This window comes from Listeria sp. Marseille-Q6474 (assembly GCF_946902005.1).
GTDB classification, from domain to species: domain Bacteria; phylum Bacillota; class Bacilli; order Lactobacillales; family Listeriaceae; genus Listeria; species Listeria innocua.
This window is the reverse complement of the sequence record NZ_CAMPPS010000002.1, coordinates 607,149-626,844: the sequence shown is the minus strand read 5'-3', so window position 1 is coordinate 626,844 and position 19,696 is coordinate 607,149. Positions and strand designations below refer to the sequence as shown.

Sequence of the window (19,696 nt, the reverse complement as noted above, 5' to 3'; positions counted from 1 at the left end):
TTATATACTCCTTTTATTTAATGAGTTCGGCTGTTTCTTCTAAGCGAACCGAAACTAATTTGGAGACGCCGGACTCTTGCATTGTGACACCGTAGAGTACGTCGGCTTCTTCCATTGTTCCTTTTCGGTGCGTAATAACGATAAACTGAGTGCCTGACTCAAATTGTTTTAAGTAGCGGCTAAAACGTGTAACATTGGCTTCATCTAAGGCCGCCTCTACTTCATCCAAAATACAGAATGGTACTGGGCGAACACGAATGATAGCAAATAGTAATGCGATCGCAGTTAGTGCACGCTCTCCACCAGAACGAAGCGATAAGTTTTGTAGTTTTTTCCCTGGTGGTTGAACGACAATGTCAATCCCTGTCGTGAGTAGATTCTCTGGATCAAGTAGCACGAGTTCCGCACTTCCCCCACCAAATAATTCTGGAAAAACAATGGCAAATTCTGTTTTTATTGCTTCAAAACTCTCACTGAAACGAATTTTCATTTCTTCATCCATTTCGTCCATAACTTTAAAGAGGGTTTCTTTTGCGGCAAGTAAATCCGCTTGTTGCCCTGTTAAAAAGTCAAAGCGTTCTTGGATGCGATCAAATTCTTCAATAGCGCCAATATTAACGATTCCGAGCTCGTCTATCGAACGTTTTAATAAACGAACTTTAGAACGTGCTTGTTCCGTATCTACTTCTGGTAAGATTTTTTCTTCGGCTTGTTCTGGTGTTAGTAAATAGGCTTCTTGCAAGCGATCGATTCGGTTGGTAATATCTACTTCGAGACGACCGATGCTTATTTCCGCATTATTTTTTTGTTCCACATAAAAACTAATTTGGTTATTTTTTTGCGTCAACTCAGCTTCTAGTAGTTCGATTTTTTCTTGTAGTTCGGTGCGAGTTTGTCTTGTTTGATTTAGTTTTTCACTTGTCTCTGCTTTGTCTTTACGAAGTTCTTCGATGGATTTTCTAGCAGACTCTTCGCTTGTATGGACACTTGATAGATTTGTTTTTAAGGAAGCAAGTTTTTGCTCAGCTGCTTCTTTTTGTTCATAGTTTTCATGTAATGTCGTTGTTACGCGGTCTACTGCTTCGACGGCAGACTGTAACTGCTCACGTTTAGCGGCAATTTGCGCTTTTAAGGACGACAAGCTTTCTAAATCTGCTGTACGTTTACTTTCTAATGCTTTACTTGAGGATGTCATCGCTTTTATTTCTTCGTCGGTTTTTTCGATTTGATTAGCGATTTCTACTTGCTCTTGAAGTAGCGTTTCTTTTCGTTCCAGCAGTTTGTTTAATTCTTCGCTGCCATCTGCTTTTTCAATATCATATAGCTGTAATTGTTTGTTAAAACGTTCTAGATTTTCGGTTTCGCGATCTAGTTTACCAAGCAATTCTTTTTCTTGTAAACGTAAATTTTCACCAATAACACGAGTTTCTTCAAGTTCTTCTCGTTTTTTCGACATGCTATCTTTGGCAACTTGAACAGCAGACTCTAGTTCACGAGTGGAATTATTTAATTCAGCGATTTTTTCTGCTAATTGGCCTAATTCGTGTTTTCTCGTTAAGATAGACGATTTGCCGCCTTTTGTTGCTCCACCAGTCATTGAACCACCGGCATTAACCACATCACCTTCAAGTGTCACAATGCGATACCTGAAGTTTACTAAACGAGCGAGCGTATTCGCCCCTTTTAAATCTTTCGCTAAAATCGTTGTGCCGAGCGCGTTTAAAATCACTGGAGACACTTTTTGGTCAAATGAAATTACTTCGCTAGCAAGCGCGATGAAAGCTGGTTGATTACTTAAAGCGTTTTTAGTTGCTGCGGGTAATTCTCGAGGTTGAATAGTTGAAAGTGGTAAAAATGTTGCGCGACCGCTTTTCGTTTTCTTTAAAAAGCTGATTGCTTCACGAGCAACTCGGTCATCTTCAACAACGACATTTTGCGCACTTGCTCCGAGCGCTGTTTCCATAGCTTGTTGATATTTTGCTGGTATTTCAATAAGTTCTACTAAAGCTCCGAGTATGCCAGGAATTTCTTTTTTTGCTTTTAATACTTCACGCACGCCTTGGAAAAATCCGGCATAATCATCTGCCAATTCTTCTAAGGTTTCTTTCCGTGATTTCATTTGTTGGACTGTTTCATAATGTTTATAAAGCGCACGTTCTTGTGTTCCAAAAACAGCTTCTTGTTTTGCCAATGTTTGCTGCACTTCACGGTATATTTCCATTTGTTCTGTGAGCTCACTTTGGATTTTTGTAAGGTGTGTTTTTGTTGTATCAATTTGAGCTAACATATCTTTTCTTTCATCGACATGTTGACTATTTTCTAAATCTAATTTATCAATTCGGCTAGTAATTTGTCCGATTTGGCGTTCGATATACCCTAAATCATTATTGATTGTCGTTTGTGTATGGCGTAAATCAATATAATCACTTTTGCGGTTTTCAATCGCTTCTTCGGATAAATCATCATATTTTGAAAGTGTCGCTTCTAGTTCTTTTTTCGCTTTTACGGCAATTTCAAGCGCCGTTTCTTTTTCGAGTTTTGAACTACTTAACACTTCTTTTTGTTCTTCAAGAGCAGTAATTTTTTCGGTAATCGCAGCCAATGTTTCAGCGTAGACTTGTTCGTTTTCGCTGCTATGTTTTTTACGTTCTAATTGAAGATTCCGCTCTCCTTCTAGTTGTTCGAGTTTTTCGGTTTCTACTAACAAACGCTCTTGTAAATTATCTAGCGCAATATCAGTTTCATTAAGCGCTTGTTTTTCACGGGAAACAATTGCTTCTTCCGCATGTAATTCTTCGCGTAGCTTAATTAAAACCGTTTGATTTTCACCAAACTCTTTACGGACTTCGGCTAGTTTTTCTGTTAAAGAACTGATTTCACTCGCAAGTAACGTCACTTCGTATTTTTCTAGTTCTTCTTGTTGGAATAAATAATCCTTGGCAATAGAAGCTTGCATTTCGAGCGGCTCCAGTTGCCCTTCTAATTCATATAAAATATCTTGTACACGATTTAAATTTTCTTCGGTTTCAAATAATTTATTTTCAGCTTGTTTTTTACGATGTTTGTATTTAAGTACGCCGGCTGCTTCTTCAAAAATCGAGCGGCGTTCTTCTGGCTTACTGTTCAGAATTTCATCGATTTTCCCTTGTGAGATTATCGAAAAAGACTCTCTCCCAAGTCCAGAATCCATAAATAAATCGACAATATCTTTCAGTCGACAATTTTCTTTATTGATTAAAAATTCACTATCACCATTACGGTAAATACGTCTAGTTACAGCTACTTCGCTATAATCAAGTGGTAAAAAATGGTCTTCATTTTCGAGAATAAGCGATACTTCTGCAAAATTAATTGGTTTACGCGTATCACTTCCAGCAAAAATAACGTCGCCCATTCGGCCACCACGGAGCGATTTAGCGGACTGCTCACCAAGTACCCAGCGGATTGCTTCTGTAATATTACTTTTCCCGCTACCATTTGGCCCTACAACTGCAGTCATGCCGGGCACGAAATCTATCGCAACTTTGTCAGCAAAGGATTTAAAGCCATTCATTTCTAATCGTTTTAATAACATGTCCGGACACCTCCATTTTTGTTTATCTATGTGTTAGTTGATTTATAGCAAATTGTGCCGCACTTTGTTCTGCTTGTTTTTTTGTTCTACCGCTGCCTTTTCCAAGTACTTGTCCGTTAACAATAACTTGGGCATCGAATGCTTTATTGTGTGCTGGTCCTGTTTCGCCAAGAATATCATATTCGATCAAGACATCACGGTCCCGTTGAACAATCTCTTGTAGTTGTGTTTTGTAATCGACTGTTTGCAAGTATGCACCTGCATCAATCTTCGGAAAAATAACTCGTTCTAGAAATTTCACGACTTTATCAATACCATTATCTAAATATAGGGCGCCGATAAAAGATTCAAATACATCAGCAAGTAAAGCTGGGCGTGTTCTCCCACCTGCTTTTTCTTCTCCTTTACCTAGACGCACGTATTTAGAGAAATGTACTGCTTCCGCGAACTCTACTAAGGAAGGTTCACATACAATAGCTGCACGCATTTTTGTCATGTGTCCTTCTGCCATATCTGGATATTTATTAAAAAGGTAGTCTGAAACAGTTAGTTCAAGGACTGCATCACCAAGAAATTCTAGGCGCTCATTATCTTTCACATTTTCCCGGCGATGTTCATTGACATACGAGGAATGTGTGAATGCTTGCTGTAATAATTCTACATTTTGAAAATCAAAACCAACACTTTCTTGTAATTCTTCCCATTGATTCATTTCACTTGCCCCTCTCTATACTAGTAAGCAAGTTCATTTTCTAAACAGCCACTAGCAAAAAGCTGCTTAGAAAATGAACCAACAAATCTTCTTAACCTTGAAAAAGAGGCTACCTGTGCTACTTATCTCACGTGCGGAAGTTACCACAGCAAAGATAAGTAACACGGGCACCCTCATTTATCCGGTCACATAAAGTTTTATGCGTTTGCCTCTATGTACTTCACTGCATCACCAACTGTGTTAATGTTTTCAGCGTCGCCATCAGAGATTTCAACTCCGAACTCGTCTTCAAGTTCCATTACTAATTCAACAACATCTAGGGAATCTGCACCTAGATCTTCTTTGAAGGAAGCTTCTAAAGTTACTTTGGATTCCTCGACACCTAGACGGTCTACGATGATTTTTGTAACTTTTTCTAATACTTCTGCCATTTTTCACTTCACCTCCCTCCAAGTATTATATAGGATTATTTCTCCTACGTAAACAAAAATATTTAAAGTAATGCGAGCCAAGCAAATTCGCATTCATTAACCAATTTTACATTACCATTCCGCCATCAACGGATAGTGTTTGGCCAGTAATATACTTCGATGCATCGCTTGCTAAGAAAAGAACTGCATTCGCAATATCTTCGGTTGTTCCGTAAGCACCAAGCGGAATTTGAGCTAGCATTGCTTCTTTTGTTTTATCATCTAATTTGTCTGTCATTTCGGTTGTAATGAAACCAGGAGCAACAGCATTAACGTTAATACCACGTGGAGCAAGTTCACGAGCAGTTGTTTTTGTTAAGCCAATTACGCCTGCTTTACTTGCAACATAGTTTGCTTGACCTGCATTACCAATTAAGCCAACAACAGAAGCCATGTTGATAATTTTACCAGCGCGTTGTTTCATCATTGTACGACTTACTGCTTTTGTACAAAGGAAAGTTCCTTTTAGGTTGATGTTAATAACGTCATCCCACTCGTCTTCTTTCATACGCATTAATAAATTATCACGCGTAATTCCCGCATTATTGACTAAAATGTCGATACGACCAAAGCGCTCGATTGCTTGTTTGAAAAATGCATCCACATCTTCAGCAATCGCTACGTTTGCTTTCATTGCTTCTACTTCTACACCATGTTCGGCAACGAGTTTTGCTGTTTCTTCCGCAGCTTCTGGGCTACCATTGTAATTGAAGAAAATATTTGCGCCTTCTTTAGCTAATTTGATGGCGATGTCACGACCGATTCCGCGTGATCCACCTGTTACTACTGCTACTTTGCCTTGTAAAGTCATTAATTATTCTCCTTTCAATGTCGCGGCAACACTTTTCACTGACTCAACATCACCTGCGGACAGTACGGTTACATCACGATTGATTTTCTTAATTAAACCAGCTAAGACTTTTCCAGAACCAATTTCAACAAAAGTATCTACGCCGTTTTTAATTAATTCTTCGACAATATCTTCCCATAATACTGGGGAATAAATTTGCTTGATTAGTTTATCGCTAATTTCGGATTTATCCGTAGTTTCTTTAGCATCCACGTTATTAACTACTGGAATTTGACCATCAGAAATTTTAATCTCTGCTAAAATATCACGGAAAGCAAGTGCAGCTGGTTCCATTAAACTTGAGTGGAAAGGTCCGCTAACAGCAAGTGGTAATACGCGTTTCGCACCACTTTCTTTTGCTTTTTCGCCAGCTTTTTCAACACCAGCTGTTGTTCCAGAGATAACGATTTGACCTGGACAGTTCAGGTTAGCAAGTTGAACTGCATCCCCTTCAGCTGTTACTTCTTCGGTTACTTTTTTTAATGTTTCACGGTCTACGCCAAGAACCGCAGCCATTGCGCCGGCACCATTTGGTACAGCGGCTTCCATTAATTCTCCGCGTTTACGAACAAGATAAATCGCATCACTTGCTTCTAAAAATCCGCCAGCAACAAGCGCGCTATATTCGCCAAGGCTATGTCCTGCTACGTAATCCGCTTTAACACCATATGTTTCTAATGCGCGTAAAATAGCTACACTTGTTGAAACTAATGCTGGTTGTGCATTTTCGGATTTCGTTAATAATTCGATTGGTCCTTCTGTAATAACATCTGTGATGGAAAAGCCTAATCTTTCATCAGCATCATCATAGATTTTTTTTGCTTCTGGATATTCTGCAGCTACATCTTGCCCCATGCCAATTTTTTGTGCTCCTTGACCGGGAAATACGAATGCGATTTTAGTCATTTGTTTCTGTTCCTCCTACTTTTACTTTATCTACTTCTGATTTGATGGTTTCAACAACTTGTTTTTCAACCATTTCACGTACTTGACGAATAGTGGTAAAAATACCATTTGCATTAGATGATCCGTGTGCTTTTACAACTGGTGCTTGAACACCGAATAAACAAGCGCCACCGTATTCGCTATAGTCCATTTTTGCTTTTAGTTCCATTAAATCTTTTTTCAGGAAGCTTGCTGCGACTTTATTTTTAAAGCCATTTAGTAAGCTCATTTTTAGCATACTTAGGAATGCAGCGCCTGTTCCTTCAATTGACTTAAGTACCATATTACCAGTGAATCCGTCAGTAACAACTACATCTGCTACATCCATTAACAAATCACGTGCTTCGATATTACCGATAAATTCATAAGCATCTTGATTTTTCATTAGCTCAAATGATTTTTTTGTTAATTCGTTTCCTTTTGTTTCTTCTGTTCCGATGTTTAAAAGTGCCACACGTGGGCGCTCGATTTTACGTACTTTTTCCGCATAGACCGAACCCATTAAGCCAAACTGTAATAAATGTTCTGGTTTTGCTTCGGCATTCGCTCCTAAGTCGAGCATGACAAAGCCTTTTCCAGTAACGGTTGGAAGTGTTGGCGCAAGTGCTGGACGGTCAATCCCTTTAATGCGTCCAATGACAAAGAGTCCAGTAGACATAAGGGCACCTGTATTTCCGGCTGAGATACAGGCATCTGCTTCTCCGTCTTTTACGGCTTGGGCTGCAAGTACCATGGAAGCTTTTTTCTTCCGTTTTACTGCGCGAACTGGTTCATCGTCACTTTCTATTTTTTCATCGGTATGTATGATTTTCACACGAGTTTTATCAGTTAAATATTCATTTATCTTTGTTTCATCTCCAAAAAGAAGAATTTCGATATCTTTATATTGGGCAACAGCTTTCATTACACCTAAAACAATTTCTTTTGGTGCGTGATCTCCACCCATCGCATCTACAGCAATTTTCATTATACGTCAGTCCTTTATTTTCATTTTTGCGTTGCGTGATACATTTCAAACTTACCTTTGAGTACAATTTCGTCTCCAACATAGCTTTTTACATCCACTATGGTGATAGCTCTGTTGTCTGTTGCTGGACGTACTTTTGCTTTTGCTATGATGCGTTCACCTTCGTATACAGAACGAACAAAGCGAACAGTTGCTTGTGTAGTTAAAGCGAGTTCATTTGGGATGACTGCGGTTGCTAAGGAATTAGCTTGGGCAAATAGGTGATGCCCTCGAGCGATTTTATTTCGTTTAAAAACATGCTCACTTCTCACGTCAAAAATGGAAATTGCACTCTTACTAAGTTGGATATCAATAATTTCACCAATCACTTCATCGATGGGAAGACTTTTTACTGCGTCGGCATAATTGACACTCGCTACATGTTTGATTCGCTCTCTGAGTTCAGGGATAGAAAGAGCCACCCGGTCTAAACGGATAGTCTGAACGCTAACCCCAAATTTTTCAGCAAGTTGCTCATCTGTTATGAAAGGATTTTCTTCAATAGCAACTTGAAGTTTCATTTGTCGATCCTTCTTAGAATATTTTTTCATGCACGGTTCCTCATCTCTTTTTTTGTGAAAGGTATTAACACCAGCTACTAAAGACTGGCTAAAAAAAGGAAGTTACCTCTGCTGGATAACCTTCAGAACTTCCTCCTATTTATTGGTACTTTAATATGTTATTAAAAATCAAGCCAAGTTGCAAGTTTTTTTAAAGTTTGTTACATAGGTTTAATCTAGTTTTTGTTCTGTAAAGACGCCTTCTTCCTCAAGTAGCGCCACTAATTTATCGTATGTTTTATTTTCCAACATGTTTTCTTCAAAGATCATATGGACGGCATCTTGGCGAGCGATTTCAAGCACACGGTAATCATGAACCATATCAGCGACTTTGAATTCTGGAACACCACTTTGTTTTCTACCGAAGAAATCTCCTGGTCCACGAAGTTCGAGGTCTCGTTCGCTGACAACAAAGCCATCGTTTGTTTCTGACATAATCATCATTCGTTCTTTTCCGACCTCGGTTTTTGGGTCAGCAATTAAAATACAATAAGATTGGTCAGCCCCTCGCCCAACTCGGCCCCTCAGTTGATGCAACTGCGCTAAACCAAAACGGTCTGCATCATATATGACCATCATCGTAGCATTTGGAACATTTACGCCAACTTCGACTACGGTAGTGGATACGAGGCAGTCAATTTTTTTATCATTAAAGTCGCGCATAATTTGTTCTTTGTCTGCCGGTAATAACTTGCCGTGCATGAGTCCTGGAACATATTTAGTGCCCCATTTATTTTGTAAAATGTTGAAAACGTCTATCGCATTTTGCACATCGAGTTTTTCGGATTCTTCAATTAATGGACAAATGATGTAAACTTGGTGACCTTTATCAATTTCTTTTTCCATAAAGCCAATAACTCGATCAAGCATTTGATGTTTTACCCAGTAGGTTTCAATTTCTTTTCGTCCAGCTGGAAGTTCATCAATGATCGATACGTCCATTTCCCCGAAAGCTGTAATTGCGAGCGTTCTGGGGATTGGCGTTGCGGTCATAAATAACACATCGGGATATTCACCTTTTTCCCGTAAAATCCGGCGCTGTGCTACGCCAAATCTGTGTTGTTCATCTGTAATAACTAAACCAAGTCGATGATAAATTACTTCGTCTTGGATTAAAGCATGGGTGCCAATTAAAACGTCAATTGAGCCATTTTCAAGCATTGCTAGTAATTCTCTACGTTGCTTCCCTTTCACACTACTAGTAAGCAAACCAACTGTAATATCAAAGGGTTGTAGTAGCTCTACTAAAGAATTCGCATGTTGTTCAGCTAAAATCTCCGTTGGGACCATTAAAGCGCTTTGGAAACCACTTTTGGCAGCTGCATACATCGCGATCGAGGCTACAACTGTTTTTCCTGATCCAACGTCTCCTTGTAACAAACGATTCATATGGAAGTGCGATAACATATCACCGCAAATCTCATTCACTACTCTTTTTTGCGCTTTTGTTAGCGGGAATGGTAAGGAATCGATATAATGACGCAAATCTTCTACATCATAATTAATCGAAATCCCACCCGACTTCTCACGTTCGATTTTACGGAAAAACTGCATTTTTAATTGGAAAAGCAAGAATTCTTCGTAAACCATTCGGCGTCTAGCTTGTTTTAATTCCTCATTGTTTTTTGGGAAATGAAGCACGCGAACAGCTTCTAAGCGATCCATTAATTGATATTTTTCTAGTAAATTGGTTGGGATAACTTCTTCTATATCCTTGCTATAACTATCAAAAGCAAGCCGAGTGTATTTTTGCATCGTTTTATTGCGAAGGGTTCCTTTTAATCTATAAACGCCTTCTAATTCTTCTTCGTTTTCGACAGCACCTATTTTAATTTTGCTGGCTGTAATTTGGGCGCGGCTTTTGTCCCATTTGCCAGAAATCGTCACTGTTTCGCCAACAGTAATTTTATTTTTTAAATAGGGTTGGTTGAAAAAATCGATTTTGATGACTTGACCTTCTGTTGACAAGCGGAAAGAAAGCTTGGATTTTTTTCGTCCGTAAAAGGCTACAGTTGCTTCGGTTAGCACTTCGCCTTGAATTGTAATTCGTTCTTCATGCGCTACTTCCGATAAATCCCGCAACCGGTAATCTTCATAGCGATACGGGAAGTTCCATAGCAAATCATGCACGGTCGATAAACCTAGCTCTTTTAAAGTTTTAGCTGTTTCTTCACCAATTCCTTTGATTTCAGTTGTCGGGATTCGTTTAAGTTCACTCACGTTTATCTTCTGGCGACAATCCGAAAATCTTCCGCTGAATGGCGCGTCCAGTCGGTGTAGCCGCCAATCCTCCTTCTGCCGTTTCTCTTAAAGAGCTTGGCATTTGTAACCCAACGCGGTGCATTGCTTCAATCACTTCATCACATGGGATACGACTTTTAATGCCTGCTAGTGCCATATCAGCTGAAATAATTGCTTGCGAAGAACCAAGGGCATTTCTTTTCACACATGGTACTTCTACAAGTCCTGCTACTGGATCACACACAAGCCCAAGCATATTTTTCATTGTCATCGCCATCGCATGCGCAGATTGTTCGGGGGTTCCTCCCGCTGCTGCTACAATCGCTGCTGAAGCCATTGCACTTGCAGAACCAATTTCCGCCTGACAACCACCCGCTGCCCCACTTATAAAAGCATTATTCGCAACTACATAACCAAATGCTCCAGCTGTGAATAAAAAGTTAATCATATCCTCACGTGTCATTTCAAGACGATCTTTTAAAGAGAAAAGTACGCCTGGTACAACGCCAGCGCTTCCAGCAGTGGGAGTTGCACAAATAACACCCATCGCTGCATTGACTTCATTTGTAGCAATCGCTTTTGCTACTGAATCTAGTAAAACTTCACCAGATAAGAAGTTTCCTTTTTTGATATAGTCTTGCATAAGGACAGCATCTCCGCCCGTTAACCCGGTAGTTGAAGTAACGCCTGCTTCACCTTCATGAATAGCTTCTTCCATAATATCTAAATTCCGTTCCATCGCAGCAGTTATTTCCTCCCGCGGTAAACCAGAAATACTCATTTCACGTTTAATCATAATTTCAGCAATAGTTAGGTTCTCGCGTTCAGCGATGTCCACTAATTCTGCAACAGTTCTAAACATTATCAACACTCACTTTCTATACTCATTACCAACATACCTGATTTACAACTCAAAATAAAGCCAAATGCACGTTTTATTTACGCACATTTGGCTTTACACAAATCGAGCGAAAGCCACCGATTTACTAGAGATAAGTACCAAAACGATTAAATCATTACGCTTGCTACTTGGTAAATCCCTGGTAATTCAGCAATTTTGCTAATTAAATCTTGTTCAACTTGTTGGTCAACTTCTATTACCATTAAAGCTTCGTCGCCTTTTACTTTGCGCGATACTTTCATTTGACCGATATTAATTTTATGGTCGGCGATTACGGATGACACTGCTGCAATCGCGCCAAATTTGTCTTGATGTAAAATAAGGATAGCTGGAGCAGTTCCAGTGAATTCTAGCTCAAATTCGTTTAAGCGAATAATTTCTACTTTGCCGCCACCAATCGATGCGCCAATTAAGGTCATTTGTTGCATACCATGTTTTAACACTAATTTGACAGTGTTTGGATGAGGCGGCTCTTCCACTTCTTCAATAAATTGGATGCGCATGCCCCATTCTTCTGCAAGCTTAGCGGATTCTTTCATACGCGGATCATCTGGCTCAAAACCAAGCAATCCACCAATCAGCGCCACATCTGTTCCGTGGCCTTTATACGTTTTAGCAAAAGAACCATATAAATGAATATCTACTTGGGATGGTTGTTCATTAAAAACAGCTCGTGCAATGGCACCAATACGACTAGCACCGGCAGTATGAGAACTCGATGGACCAATCATTACTGGACCAATAATATCAAACACGCTATTAAATTTCACTAAAATCATCCTTTCTTCTATTCATTTAAAACAAGTCTTTACTCTACCGCAAAAATGTACGGGTAAACTGGTTGGTCGCCTTCATGAATTTCTACTTCTACATCTGGAAAAGCTTCTGTTATTTTATCTGCTAAAAGTTCTGCTTTTTTAGCATCTGCATCTTCCCCGAAAATAATAGTAACGATTTCGCTATCATCATCAAGTAATTTTTCTAATGTTTCATAAGCAGCTTCTTCTAAAGTTTCGCGGCTGACTTTGATTTTACCTTCAACCATACCGATAAAACTGTCTTTTTTAATTACAACGCCTTCCACCGTAGTGTCTCGAACAGCTGTTGTAACTTGACCACTTGCTACGTCCTGAATTGCTTCTCTCATCGCTTCTGCATTGGAAGTGAAATCTTGTTCTGGTTGGAAAGTAAGCACAGCAGTAAGTCCTTGTGGAATTGTTTTAGTTGGGATGATTTGTACTTTATCTTCTCCAAGAATTTGAGCCGCTTGTTCTGCAGCCATTTGGATATTTTTATTATTTGGAAGAACAAAAACTTGTTCTGCATTTGCTGATTCAATGGCTTTTACAATATCTTCTGTGCTTGGATTCATTGTTTGACCACCAGAAAGTACAATGGATACGCCCATGCTTTCAAATAGTTTTTTCAATCCTTCTCCTGCTGAAACTGTAACGATACCATAAGGAGCTTTTTCCTTGGCTGGCGCTTTATCGTCGCCAACGATTTCATTATGCTGTTCGCGCATATTTTCTACTTTCATTTTAAGGAGACTACCATATTGTTGACCATAGTTTAAAACTTCACCGGGATGTTCTACATGGACATGCACTTTTACGACTTCATCATCTGCCGCTACAAGTAAAGAATCACCTAGTTCACTTAAGTCTTGGCGGAATTGTTCTTCATCAAAAGGTTTTAGCCCTGGTTTATTTTCGTTAATCTTCACAATAATTTCTGTACAATAACCAAAATGAATATCCTCAGTGGACATAAAGTCTTGCACATGGCGATGATGTTCTGCATTAATTAATTCGCCCATTGATGCCATATAATCAGGTGCTTCAGCCATTTTACCAGTGAGCACTCCGTAGAATCCTTCATAAATAATAATCAGACCTTGGCCACCACTATCAACAACGCCAACTTCTTTTAAAACTGGAAGTAAATCAGGCGTTTTTTCAAGGGCTACTTTTCCTTGTTTCAAAATTGCTTCCATTACTAATTCGATTTCTTGATGTTCATTTGCGGCAAGAACACCCGCTTTGGCTGCTTCACGTGCTACAGTTAAAATAGTTCCTTCGACTGGCTTCATTACTGCTTTATAAGCTGTCTCTACACCTTTTACAAAGGCATTTGCAAATTCTTCTGCATTAAGTGTTTCTTTATTTTCTATTGATTTAGAAAAGCCTCGGAAAAGTTGGGATAAGATAACTCCAGAATTTCCACGCGCTCCCATCAACAAGCCTTTTGCAAGGTTTGCTCCAACGGCACTAATTGTTTCTTTGTCATTTTTTGCTACTTCTTCTGCTCCACTTGTCATGGATAAATTCATATTTGTTCCCGTGTCACCATCTGGAACCGGGAAAACGTTTAATGAATCAACAAAATCAGCATTTTTCGCTAAATTTTCTGCTCCAAGCGCTATCATTGCTGCAAATTTCTCTGGGTCTAACTGATATATACTCACTTACATAATCCTCCTTATGATTCCTTGATTACTCGGACACCTTGAACATAAATATTCACTGATTCCACTGTAATACCGAGTGTTTTTTCTAGTGTGTATTTCACGCGTTCTTGTACGTTATGAGCTACTTCTGAAATTTTAGTTCCAAAGCTAACAATGATATACATGTCAATATGTATACCTTCTTCTTCTTGTCTTACAATAACACCTTTTGTATAATTTTCTCTTCTAAGAATATCGGTTAAACCATCACGAATTTGATGTCTACTTGCCATACCTACAATTCCAAAATTTTCTTCGGCAGCACCGCCAGCGATTGTTGCGATAACATCACTAGTAATATCAATTTTGCCAAGCTTTGTGTCGATTTCGATTGCCATTCTATATTCCTCCCTACGGATTATATTCTCGTTCGATTATTTTTTTATTATTGTTTTTAATTGCTAGTTTAGTTGTTCTTACCTATTTTACTATAATCACAGCCCTTTGGAAAGCATATCACAAATTTGGCTGATTAAATCCGCATTTATGCTGTCAAGTAAAAATTCTTTGCACTATTTTCGCATATCCTCTTGCAAAGTATACTTGTTTATGATAAATTATTCTAGTGTATGAAAAACAAAAGGATAGGTTATTTTAAATAAATTATCCGAAGAGCTCTGTAAGGAGGGGTAAACTATGGCTAAAGAATGTGTTATTACAGGCCGCAAATCACGTTCCGGTAACAAACGTTCCCACGCAATGAACTCCAGCAAACGTACTTGGAAAGCTAACTTGCAAAAAGTACGGATTCTGGTTAACGGCAAACCTAAAAAAGTTTGGGTATCTGCTCGTGCGCTTAAATCTGGTAAAGTGGAACGCGTTTAATCGAAGGAGAAATCAAGTGCAGCGACAATTATGTCGGTGCATTTTTTCTTTGTCTAAAAATAAAAAAATACAGGCGAAAATCACCCGTATTTCTCATTAATCATTACTTTGTGTTAATAAAATCATTCCAGTTTTAAAAGAAAACGCTCCAATTTGATCAACAAACTCATTACTCGAAAGTGCCGAACCTACTGGGTAAGTGGCATTATCAAGTGGATAAACGAATCCTTTTAGTGTAAGTCCTGTAACATCTTTCATTGTTGTGAATGCTACATATTTTTTATCTGGCAGTTTTTCAATTGTATAGCTTCCTGGTGTATACATTTTGATATAGTTATAGCGATCAATCATTTCTACAACCGGCACAGCGTCCAAGAATCGTGGTTTTGTTAGCATCATCAGATTTGCAAGTAAGTGGTCTAAACGTCCTCCTGTTGCTCCAAAAATGCGTATCTTATCTGGTTTTTGTTCCATTGCCCAGCTTAGCCCAATTTCTGTATCTGTTTCATCCTTTTCAGCAGGAAATTCGTGTACATCCGCCACTTTTGTTTTTAAATGAGCTAATTCTTCTTTTGTTAAAGAATCAAAATCTCCCATTGCAACGGTCGGAACAATTCCTCTATCTAATAGACGTTTAGCCCCGCGGTCTACGCCAACCCAACTAATATCTGTATTCGTATATTGTGTTAAATCAGGAATTTCTGACGCAGGCCCACCAACCATGATATTAATTATTTTCATATTTGTGTTCCCTTCTTTCCTAACAAATAAGGCTGGAACGAAAAGTCTGTCCCAGCCCCCAAATATTATTCGCCTACAATAGCTCGTAATTTGTCAATTGGCGTTTGACGATTTTTATTTCCATAAATATAACTTCCAGCTACAAAAACATTTGCGCCGGCATCTCGACATAATTTCGCTGTTTCATGATCCACGCCGCCATCTACTTCGATTTCGATGTCTAAGCCTTTTTCATCCACGATTTTTTTGAAGGCAGAAATTTTTTCTAGTACCTCTGGAATAAATTTTTGTCCGCCAAATCCTGGATTTACTGTCATAAATAAAACCATATCTAGTTCATTTAAAACATGTTGTAATACGTCAATTGGTGTTGCTGGATTTAGTACTGCGCCTGCTTTTACTCCGTACGAACGGATGAGTTGTAACGTGCGGTGAAGATGCGTGCACGCTTCCACATGAACGGTAATATAATCCGCGCCTGCTTTTGCAAATTCAGGGATGTATGTATCAGGATTTTCAATCATTAAATGAACATCAAGTGGTAGTTTTGTTTCTGGACGAATCGCTTTTACGACAGCCGGACCAAAAGTGATATTTGGAACGAAATGTCCGTCCATTACATCAACATGGATATAATCCGCGCCGTAATTTTCTACTTCTTTAATATCTCTTGCAAGATTTGCAAAGTCTGCGCTTAAAATCGAAGGAGCTATTTTTCCCATTTTTAATACCTCGGCTTTCTGTTTTTTAATTCTTGTAAAATTTGGATGTAGTGTTTGTAGCGGAAATCAGCTATTTCATTTGCTTCAACAGCTGTTTTTACAGCGCAATTCGGCTCATTGTCATGCATGCAACCTCGGAATTTACAGCCACTACGACGATCTTCCATTTCTGGAAAACAAAATTGTAATGTTTCTGGTTGTAAATCATCCCACTCAATCGAGCTAAAGCCAGGCGTATCTGCTACAAAGCCATCACCAATTGGCATTAGTTCTACGTGTCTAGTCGTATGTTTACCACGTCCAAGTGAGTTCGATATTTCGGCCGTTTTTAAGGTTAAATCGCTATTTAAACTATTTAATAAAGTGGACTTACCTACACCCGATTGCCCGGCAATAACTGCTGTTTTTCCGCTAATGTAGTCTTTAATTGCTTCTTTATCTGGTTCATCATTAGTTACAAAAACGTCGTAGCCAATTGTTTCATATACCTCTTTATAAACCGCAATTTGTTCTTTTTCCGCATCTGTTGCTAAATCCATTTTACTAATACAAATAACAGGTTGGATGTCTTCTTTTTCGATTGCGACTAAGAAACGATCTGCTAGGTTTGTAGAAAAATCTGGTTCTACTGCCGAAAACACAAGAATCGCAATATCGATGTTTGCCACGGGAGGGCGAACTAGCGCATTCTCCCGTGATAACACATCTAAAATATAACCATCCGTCTTATTTTCTACTTGAAATTCTACGTCATCACCAACTAGCGGGGAAATATTTCGTTTTCTAAAATTTCCGCGCGCCCTACATTGGTATATTTTCCCTTCAGAGAATACATAGTAAAATCCGCTCAACGCTTTGATAATTTGTCCTTCCAGCACATTTCCTCCGTTCTCTTTTTTAATTTGGATAAGGGACTGTACCTTCATCGATTACTTTATCGTCACTGATGATTTTGTAGCCTGCGCTAGAACCTTCTTCAATTTGGAAAGTCACTTCTACCGAGGTATTTTGGGTAATATTCATTTCTCGGTATGCGCTTGTCATACTATGATCTTTGTCTTGAATGTAAATTTGGACTTTCTGTGGTTGTGGATTTTCTTCATCGCTTGGTGTATAAGGGATGTTAAATGTTTTTGTAACTTCTTTAACTTGTTTTTCTTTTGGTCCAGCAGAAATAACGATTTCAATAGTATCGCCTGCATTTATTGCCGTTCCAGCTGATGGGGATTGCGAAATTACTTGCCCTTTTTCTACTGAGTTGGAGTTTTCTTCTTTACTCGAAACTTTGAGTCCAAGTGGTGAAGCATAATCTTCTACAGCTGTTTTTGTATAGCCACGAAGGTCTTTAAGTGTAATCGGTTCTGCGCCTTTACTTACGACAAATTTTACATCTGTCGACTTAGCAACCACTTCCGTTCCTTGAGTTGGCGTTTGGCTAATAATCATTCCTTTACCAACTTCAGAACTATATGCTTCTTCTGCAGAAATATTGTTGAAACCTTGCTGCTCTAGCAAAGTTTTAGTCTCAGAGTAACTTCTACCAGTATAGTCTTCCATCGTAATTTTCTTAGAACCTATACTTACAAATAAATTGATTTTCGTGCCTTTTTCTTTCATTTCACCCGCTGATGGGTCAGTATTAATAACTTTGCCTTCTTCTACGTCATCGCTATTTTTTTCTGCTGTTTTACCAATAACAAAGCCATCTTTTTGCAGTAAGGCAATTGCTTGGTCTTCTGTTTTACCAGAAACATCAGGTACAGCGACTTCATCAGGACTTTTACCTAAAAGCCATAACAGTAAAATACCAATAATGAAAAGAACGATTACGGAAGACACGATTAAAATAATCTTCTTTTTCTTGCTCATTTTTTTCTTCTTTTTACCTTTTTTATCGTCTACAGCTACTTCTTCTGCAGCTACTTTACCTTCTGGAACGATGGTTTTATCTAGATTTTGCATCGCTTCTTTTGTGGCGATGATTGGAATTGTTTTTGTGTCGCCATCATCATCATTAGTAGGAAAAACGTATTTAGGTTCATTTAGACGATCTTTATTTAAACAAGTTTGCAAATCTTTTTCCATTTCTTCTGCGTTTTGATAACGTAAAAATGGATCTTTTGCTGTTGCTTTAATAATAATGTTTTCTAAGCTTTGAGGAATTTCTGGGTTTTGGGCTCTTGCAGACGGAATTTCTGCTTGTAAATGTTTGATAGCGATTGAAACAGCCGATTCTCCGTCAAAAGGTACTTTCCCAGTTAGAAGTTCATATAAAACAATTCCGAGCGAATAGATGTCTGACTTTTGAGTTGCCATCCCACCGCGAGCCTGTTCTGGTGATAAGTAATGGACAGAGCCAAGTAAGGAATTCGTTTGGGTGATGGATGTTTCAGAAAGCGCCATCGCAATCCCAAAATCAGTAATTTTTACGACTCCATCATGATCAATTAAAATATTTTGTGGTTTTAAATCGCGATGAATAATGTGATGTTGATGTGCGATAGCTACTGCTGAAACGATTTGAAGCATGATGTCTACAGCTTTATCATAGCTAATTGGGTGATTTTCTTGGATATACTGTTTTAAATCCATCCCATCCACATGTTCCATCACTATATAGTGTAAATCATTTTCTTCGCCAACATCGTACACACTAACTATGTTAGGATGCACTAAGCTAGTTGCTGATTGGGCTTCACGTTGGAACCTGCGAATAAGGTTGCTTTCATCCGCTAAATCAATCCGTAAAATTTTTACAGCTACATCGCGGTCAAGAATTATATCATGCGCAAGATAGACATTGGCCATTCCACCCCCGCCTATCGCATGTAAAATTTTGTATCGATCATTTAGTCGCTTACCAATCATCATGAAGCATCCCTCCCTTTCTGCATAAGATTTCTTTCTACTAACAACACAGTGATATTATCTTCTCCCCCGTAAGAATTCGCTTTTGTAATAAATACATCGGCTTTTTCAGAAAGAGTTCGTTTACTTTTTAAAATTTCTTCCATTTCAGCTTCTGGGACCATATTAGTCAAACCATCGGAACAAAGTAATAATGTATCGCTCGTTTGAAATGGTACTACAAATGTGTCTACTTCTACTTTTCCTTCTACGCCTAGTGCTCGTAAAAGAATGTTTTTCCGCGGATGATTCATCGCATCTTCTTTGCTGATTTCGCCAGTTCTTAGAAGTTCGTGTACAAGCGAGTGATCTTCAGTTAATTGACGCATTACATCGTTTTGAAGTAAATAACCTCGGCTATCCCCTACATTGGCGATAACTACTTGTGACTGAGCCATAATTGCTGCAACAAGGGTTGTCCCCATACCATTTAGATCCATTTCACTTTCCGCGTAAAGTACAATTTCTTTATTGACTTCTTGGATTGTTTTTTGAAGCCATGTTTCAATTTCTTCTGCGGTTAAAAGAGCGGTCGTTTCTTTCCACGCGTCGCTAAGTAGACGAACTGCCATTTCGCTCGCAACATCTCCTGCGCGGTGCCCCCCCATACCGTCTGCAACAATGACAATCGGCTGCTTATCTTTGTTTTCAAATACGCCGCCATTGTCTTCATTATGATGTCTTATTCTGCCTCTGTCTGTTCTAAATTCTGCATGCATTTATACGCACCTCA

Annotated in this window: 18 protein-coding genes; 1 reads left to right on the top strand and 17 read right to left on the bottom strand. The window is 38.8% G+C overall.

Features of this window, described 5'->3' with window-relative positions; genetic code table 11:
* Positions 1-13: 13 nt before the first annotated feature.
* The 12 genes from smc to OC533_RS13845 form a co-directional block, all read right to left on the bottom strand.
* A complete protein-coding gene (gene smc / locus OC533_RS13900; protein WP_194323740.1) occupies positions 14-3,574 on the bottom strand; it encodes a chromosome segregation protein SMC in 3,561 nt (1,186 codons plus the stop codon).
* A gap of 22 nt (positions 3,575-3,596) precedes the next feature.
* Positions 3,597-4,286: a ribonuclease III gene (rnc, locus tag OC533_RS13895; RefSeq protein WP_003762908.1), complete on the bottom strand. Its 690-nt coding sequence runs from the start codon at positions 4,284-4,286 to the stop codon at positions 3,597-3,599.
* A 197-nt stretch (positions 4,287-4,483) separates the two neighbouring features.
* Entirely contained in the window at positions 4,484-4,717 is a 234-nt protein-coding gene (locus OC533_RS13890) for an acyl carrier protein (protein WP_003723866.1), read from the bottom strand.
* 106 nt (positions 4,718-4,823) lie between these two features.
* Positions 4,824-5,567, bottom strand: coding sequence for a 3-oxoacyl-[acyl-carrier-protein] reductase (gene fabG / locus OC533_RS13885; RefSeq protein ID WP_003769287.1), 744 nt, complete (start codon positions 5,565-5,567; stop codon positions 4,824-4,826).
* 3 nt (positions 5,568-5,570) lie between these two features.
* Positions 5,571-6,512: an ACP S-malonyltransferase gene (fabD, locus tag OC533_RS13880; RefSeq protein ID WP_194323738.1), complete on the bottom strand. Its 942-nt coding sequence runs from the start codon at positions 6,510-6,512 to the stop codon at positions 5,571-5,573.
* Positions 6,505-7,518, bottom strand: coding sequence for a phosphate acyltransferase PlsX (gene plsX / locus OC533_RS13875; RefSeq protein ID WP_070753658.1), 1,014 nt, complete (start codon positions 7,516-7,518; stop codon positions 6,505-6,507). Before plsX ends, fabD begins: the two co-directional genes overlap by 8 nt.
* 20 nt (positions 7,519-7,538) lie before the next feature.
* Positions 7,539-8,108, bottom strand: a complete 570-nt coding sequence (fapR, locus tag OC533_RS13870; protein ID WP_003762917.1) for a transcription factor FapR — start codon at positions 8,106-8,108, stop codon at positions 7,539-7,541.
* Positions 8,109-8,288: 180 nt separating this feature from the next.
* Complete coding sequence (gene recG, locus OC533_RS13865) at positions 8,289-10,337, bottom strand: ATP-dependent DNA helicase RecG (protein ID WP_194323735.1); 2,049 nt, start codon at positions 10,335-10,337, stop codon at positions 8,289-8,291.
* Positions 10,330-11,220, bottom strand: a complete 891-nt coding sequence (gene sdaAA, locus OC533_RS13860) for an L-serine ammonia-lyase, iron-sulfur-dependent, subunit alpha (protein ID WP_194322726.1) — start codon at positions 11,218-11,220, stop codon at positions 10,330-10,332. The genes recG and sdaAA overlap by 8 nt, the downstream gene beginning before the upstream one ends.
* 146 nt (positions 11,221-11,366) lie before the next feature.
* Positions 11,367-12,029, bottom strand: coding sequence for an L-serine ammonia-lyase, iron-sulfur-dependent subunit beta (gene sdaAB / locus OC533_RS13855; protein WP_010991023.1), 663 nt, complete (start codon positions 12,027-12,029; stop codon positions 11,367-11,369).
* A 38-nt stretch (positions 12,030-12,067) separates the two neighbouring features.
* Positions 12,068-13,726 carry a DAK2 domain-containing protein gene (locus tag OC533_RS13850; protein ID WP_003769290.1) on the bottom strand — a complete coding sequence of 553 codons (1,659 nt, stop codon included), beginning with the start codon at positions 13,724-13,726 and terminating at the stop codon, positions 12,068-12,070.
* 14 nt (positions 13,727-13,740) lie between these two features.
* Entirely contained in the window at positions 13,741-14,106 is a 366-nt protein-coding gene (locus tag OC533_RS13845; protein WP_003720130.1) for an Asp23/Gls24 family envelope stress response protein, read from the bottom strand.
* 298 nt (positions 14,107-14,404) lie between these two features.
* Between OC533_RS13845 and rpmB the strand changes: the two genes are divergently transcribed.
* The gene (gene rpmB, locus OC533_RS13840) at positions 14,405-14,593 is read left to right on the top strand and encodes a 50S ribosomal protein L28 (protein ID WP_003720131.1); all 189 of its coding nucleotides are present in this window, start codon (positions 14,405-14,407) and stop codon (positions 14,591-14,593) included.
* 96 nt (positions 14,594-14,689) lie between these two features.
* Here rpmB and OC533_RS13835 read toward each other — a convergent pair whose 3' ends face one another.
* From OC533_RS13835 to OC533_RS13815, 5 genes are all read right to left on the bottom strand, one after another.
* Entirely contained in the window at positions 14,690-15,334 is a 645-nt protein-coding gene (locus OC533_RS13835) for a thiamine diphosphokinase (protein WP_003762927.1), read from the bottom strand.
* Positions 15,335-15,399: 65 nt separating this feature from the next.
* Entirely contained in the window at positions 15,400-16,056 is a 657-nt protein-coding gene (rpe, locus tag OC533_RS13830) for a ribulose-phosphate 3-epimerase (protein ID WP_003769291.1), read from the bottom strand.
* Positions 16,057-16,058: 2 nt separating this feature from the next.
* Entirely contained in the window at positions 16,059-16,934 is an 876-nt protein-coding gene (rsgA, locus tag OC533_RS13825; protein WP_010991024.1) for a ribosome small subunit-dependent GTPase A, read from the bottom strand.
* 19 nt (positions 16,935-16,953) lie between these two features.
* Positions 16,954-18,927, bottom strand: a complete 1,974-nt coding sequence (pknB, locus tag OC533_RS13820; protein ID WP_003769293.1) for a Stk1 family PASTA domain-containing Ser/Thr kinase — start codon at positions 18,925-18,927, stop codon at positions 16,954-16,956.
* On the bottom strand, positions 18,924-19,682 hold the full coding sequence (locus OC533_RS13815; protein ID WP_003762934.1) for a Stp1/IreP family PP2C-type Ser/Thr phosphatase: 759 nt from the start codon (positions 19,680-19,682) through the stop codon (positions 18,924-18,926). Before OC533_RS13815 ends, pknB begins: the two co-directional genes overlap by 4 nt.
* Between the last annotated feature and the right edge of the window lie 14 nt (positions 19,683-19,696).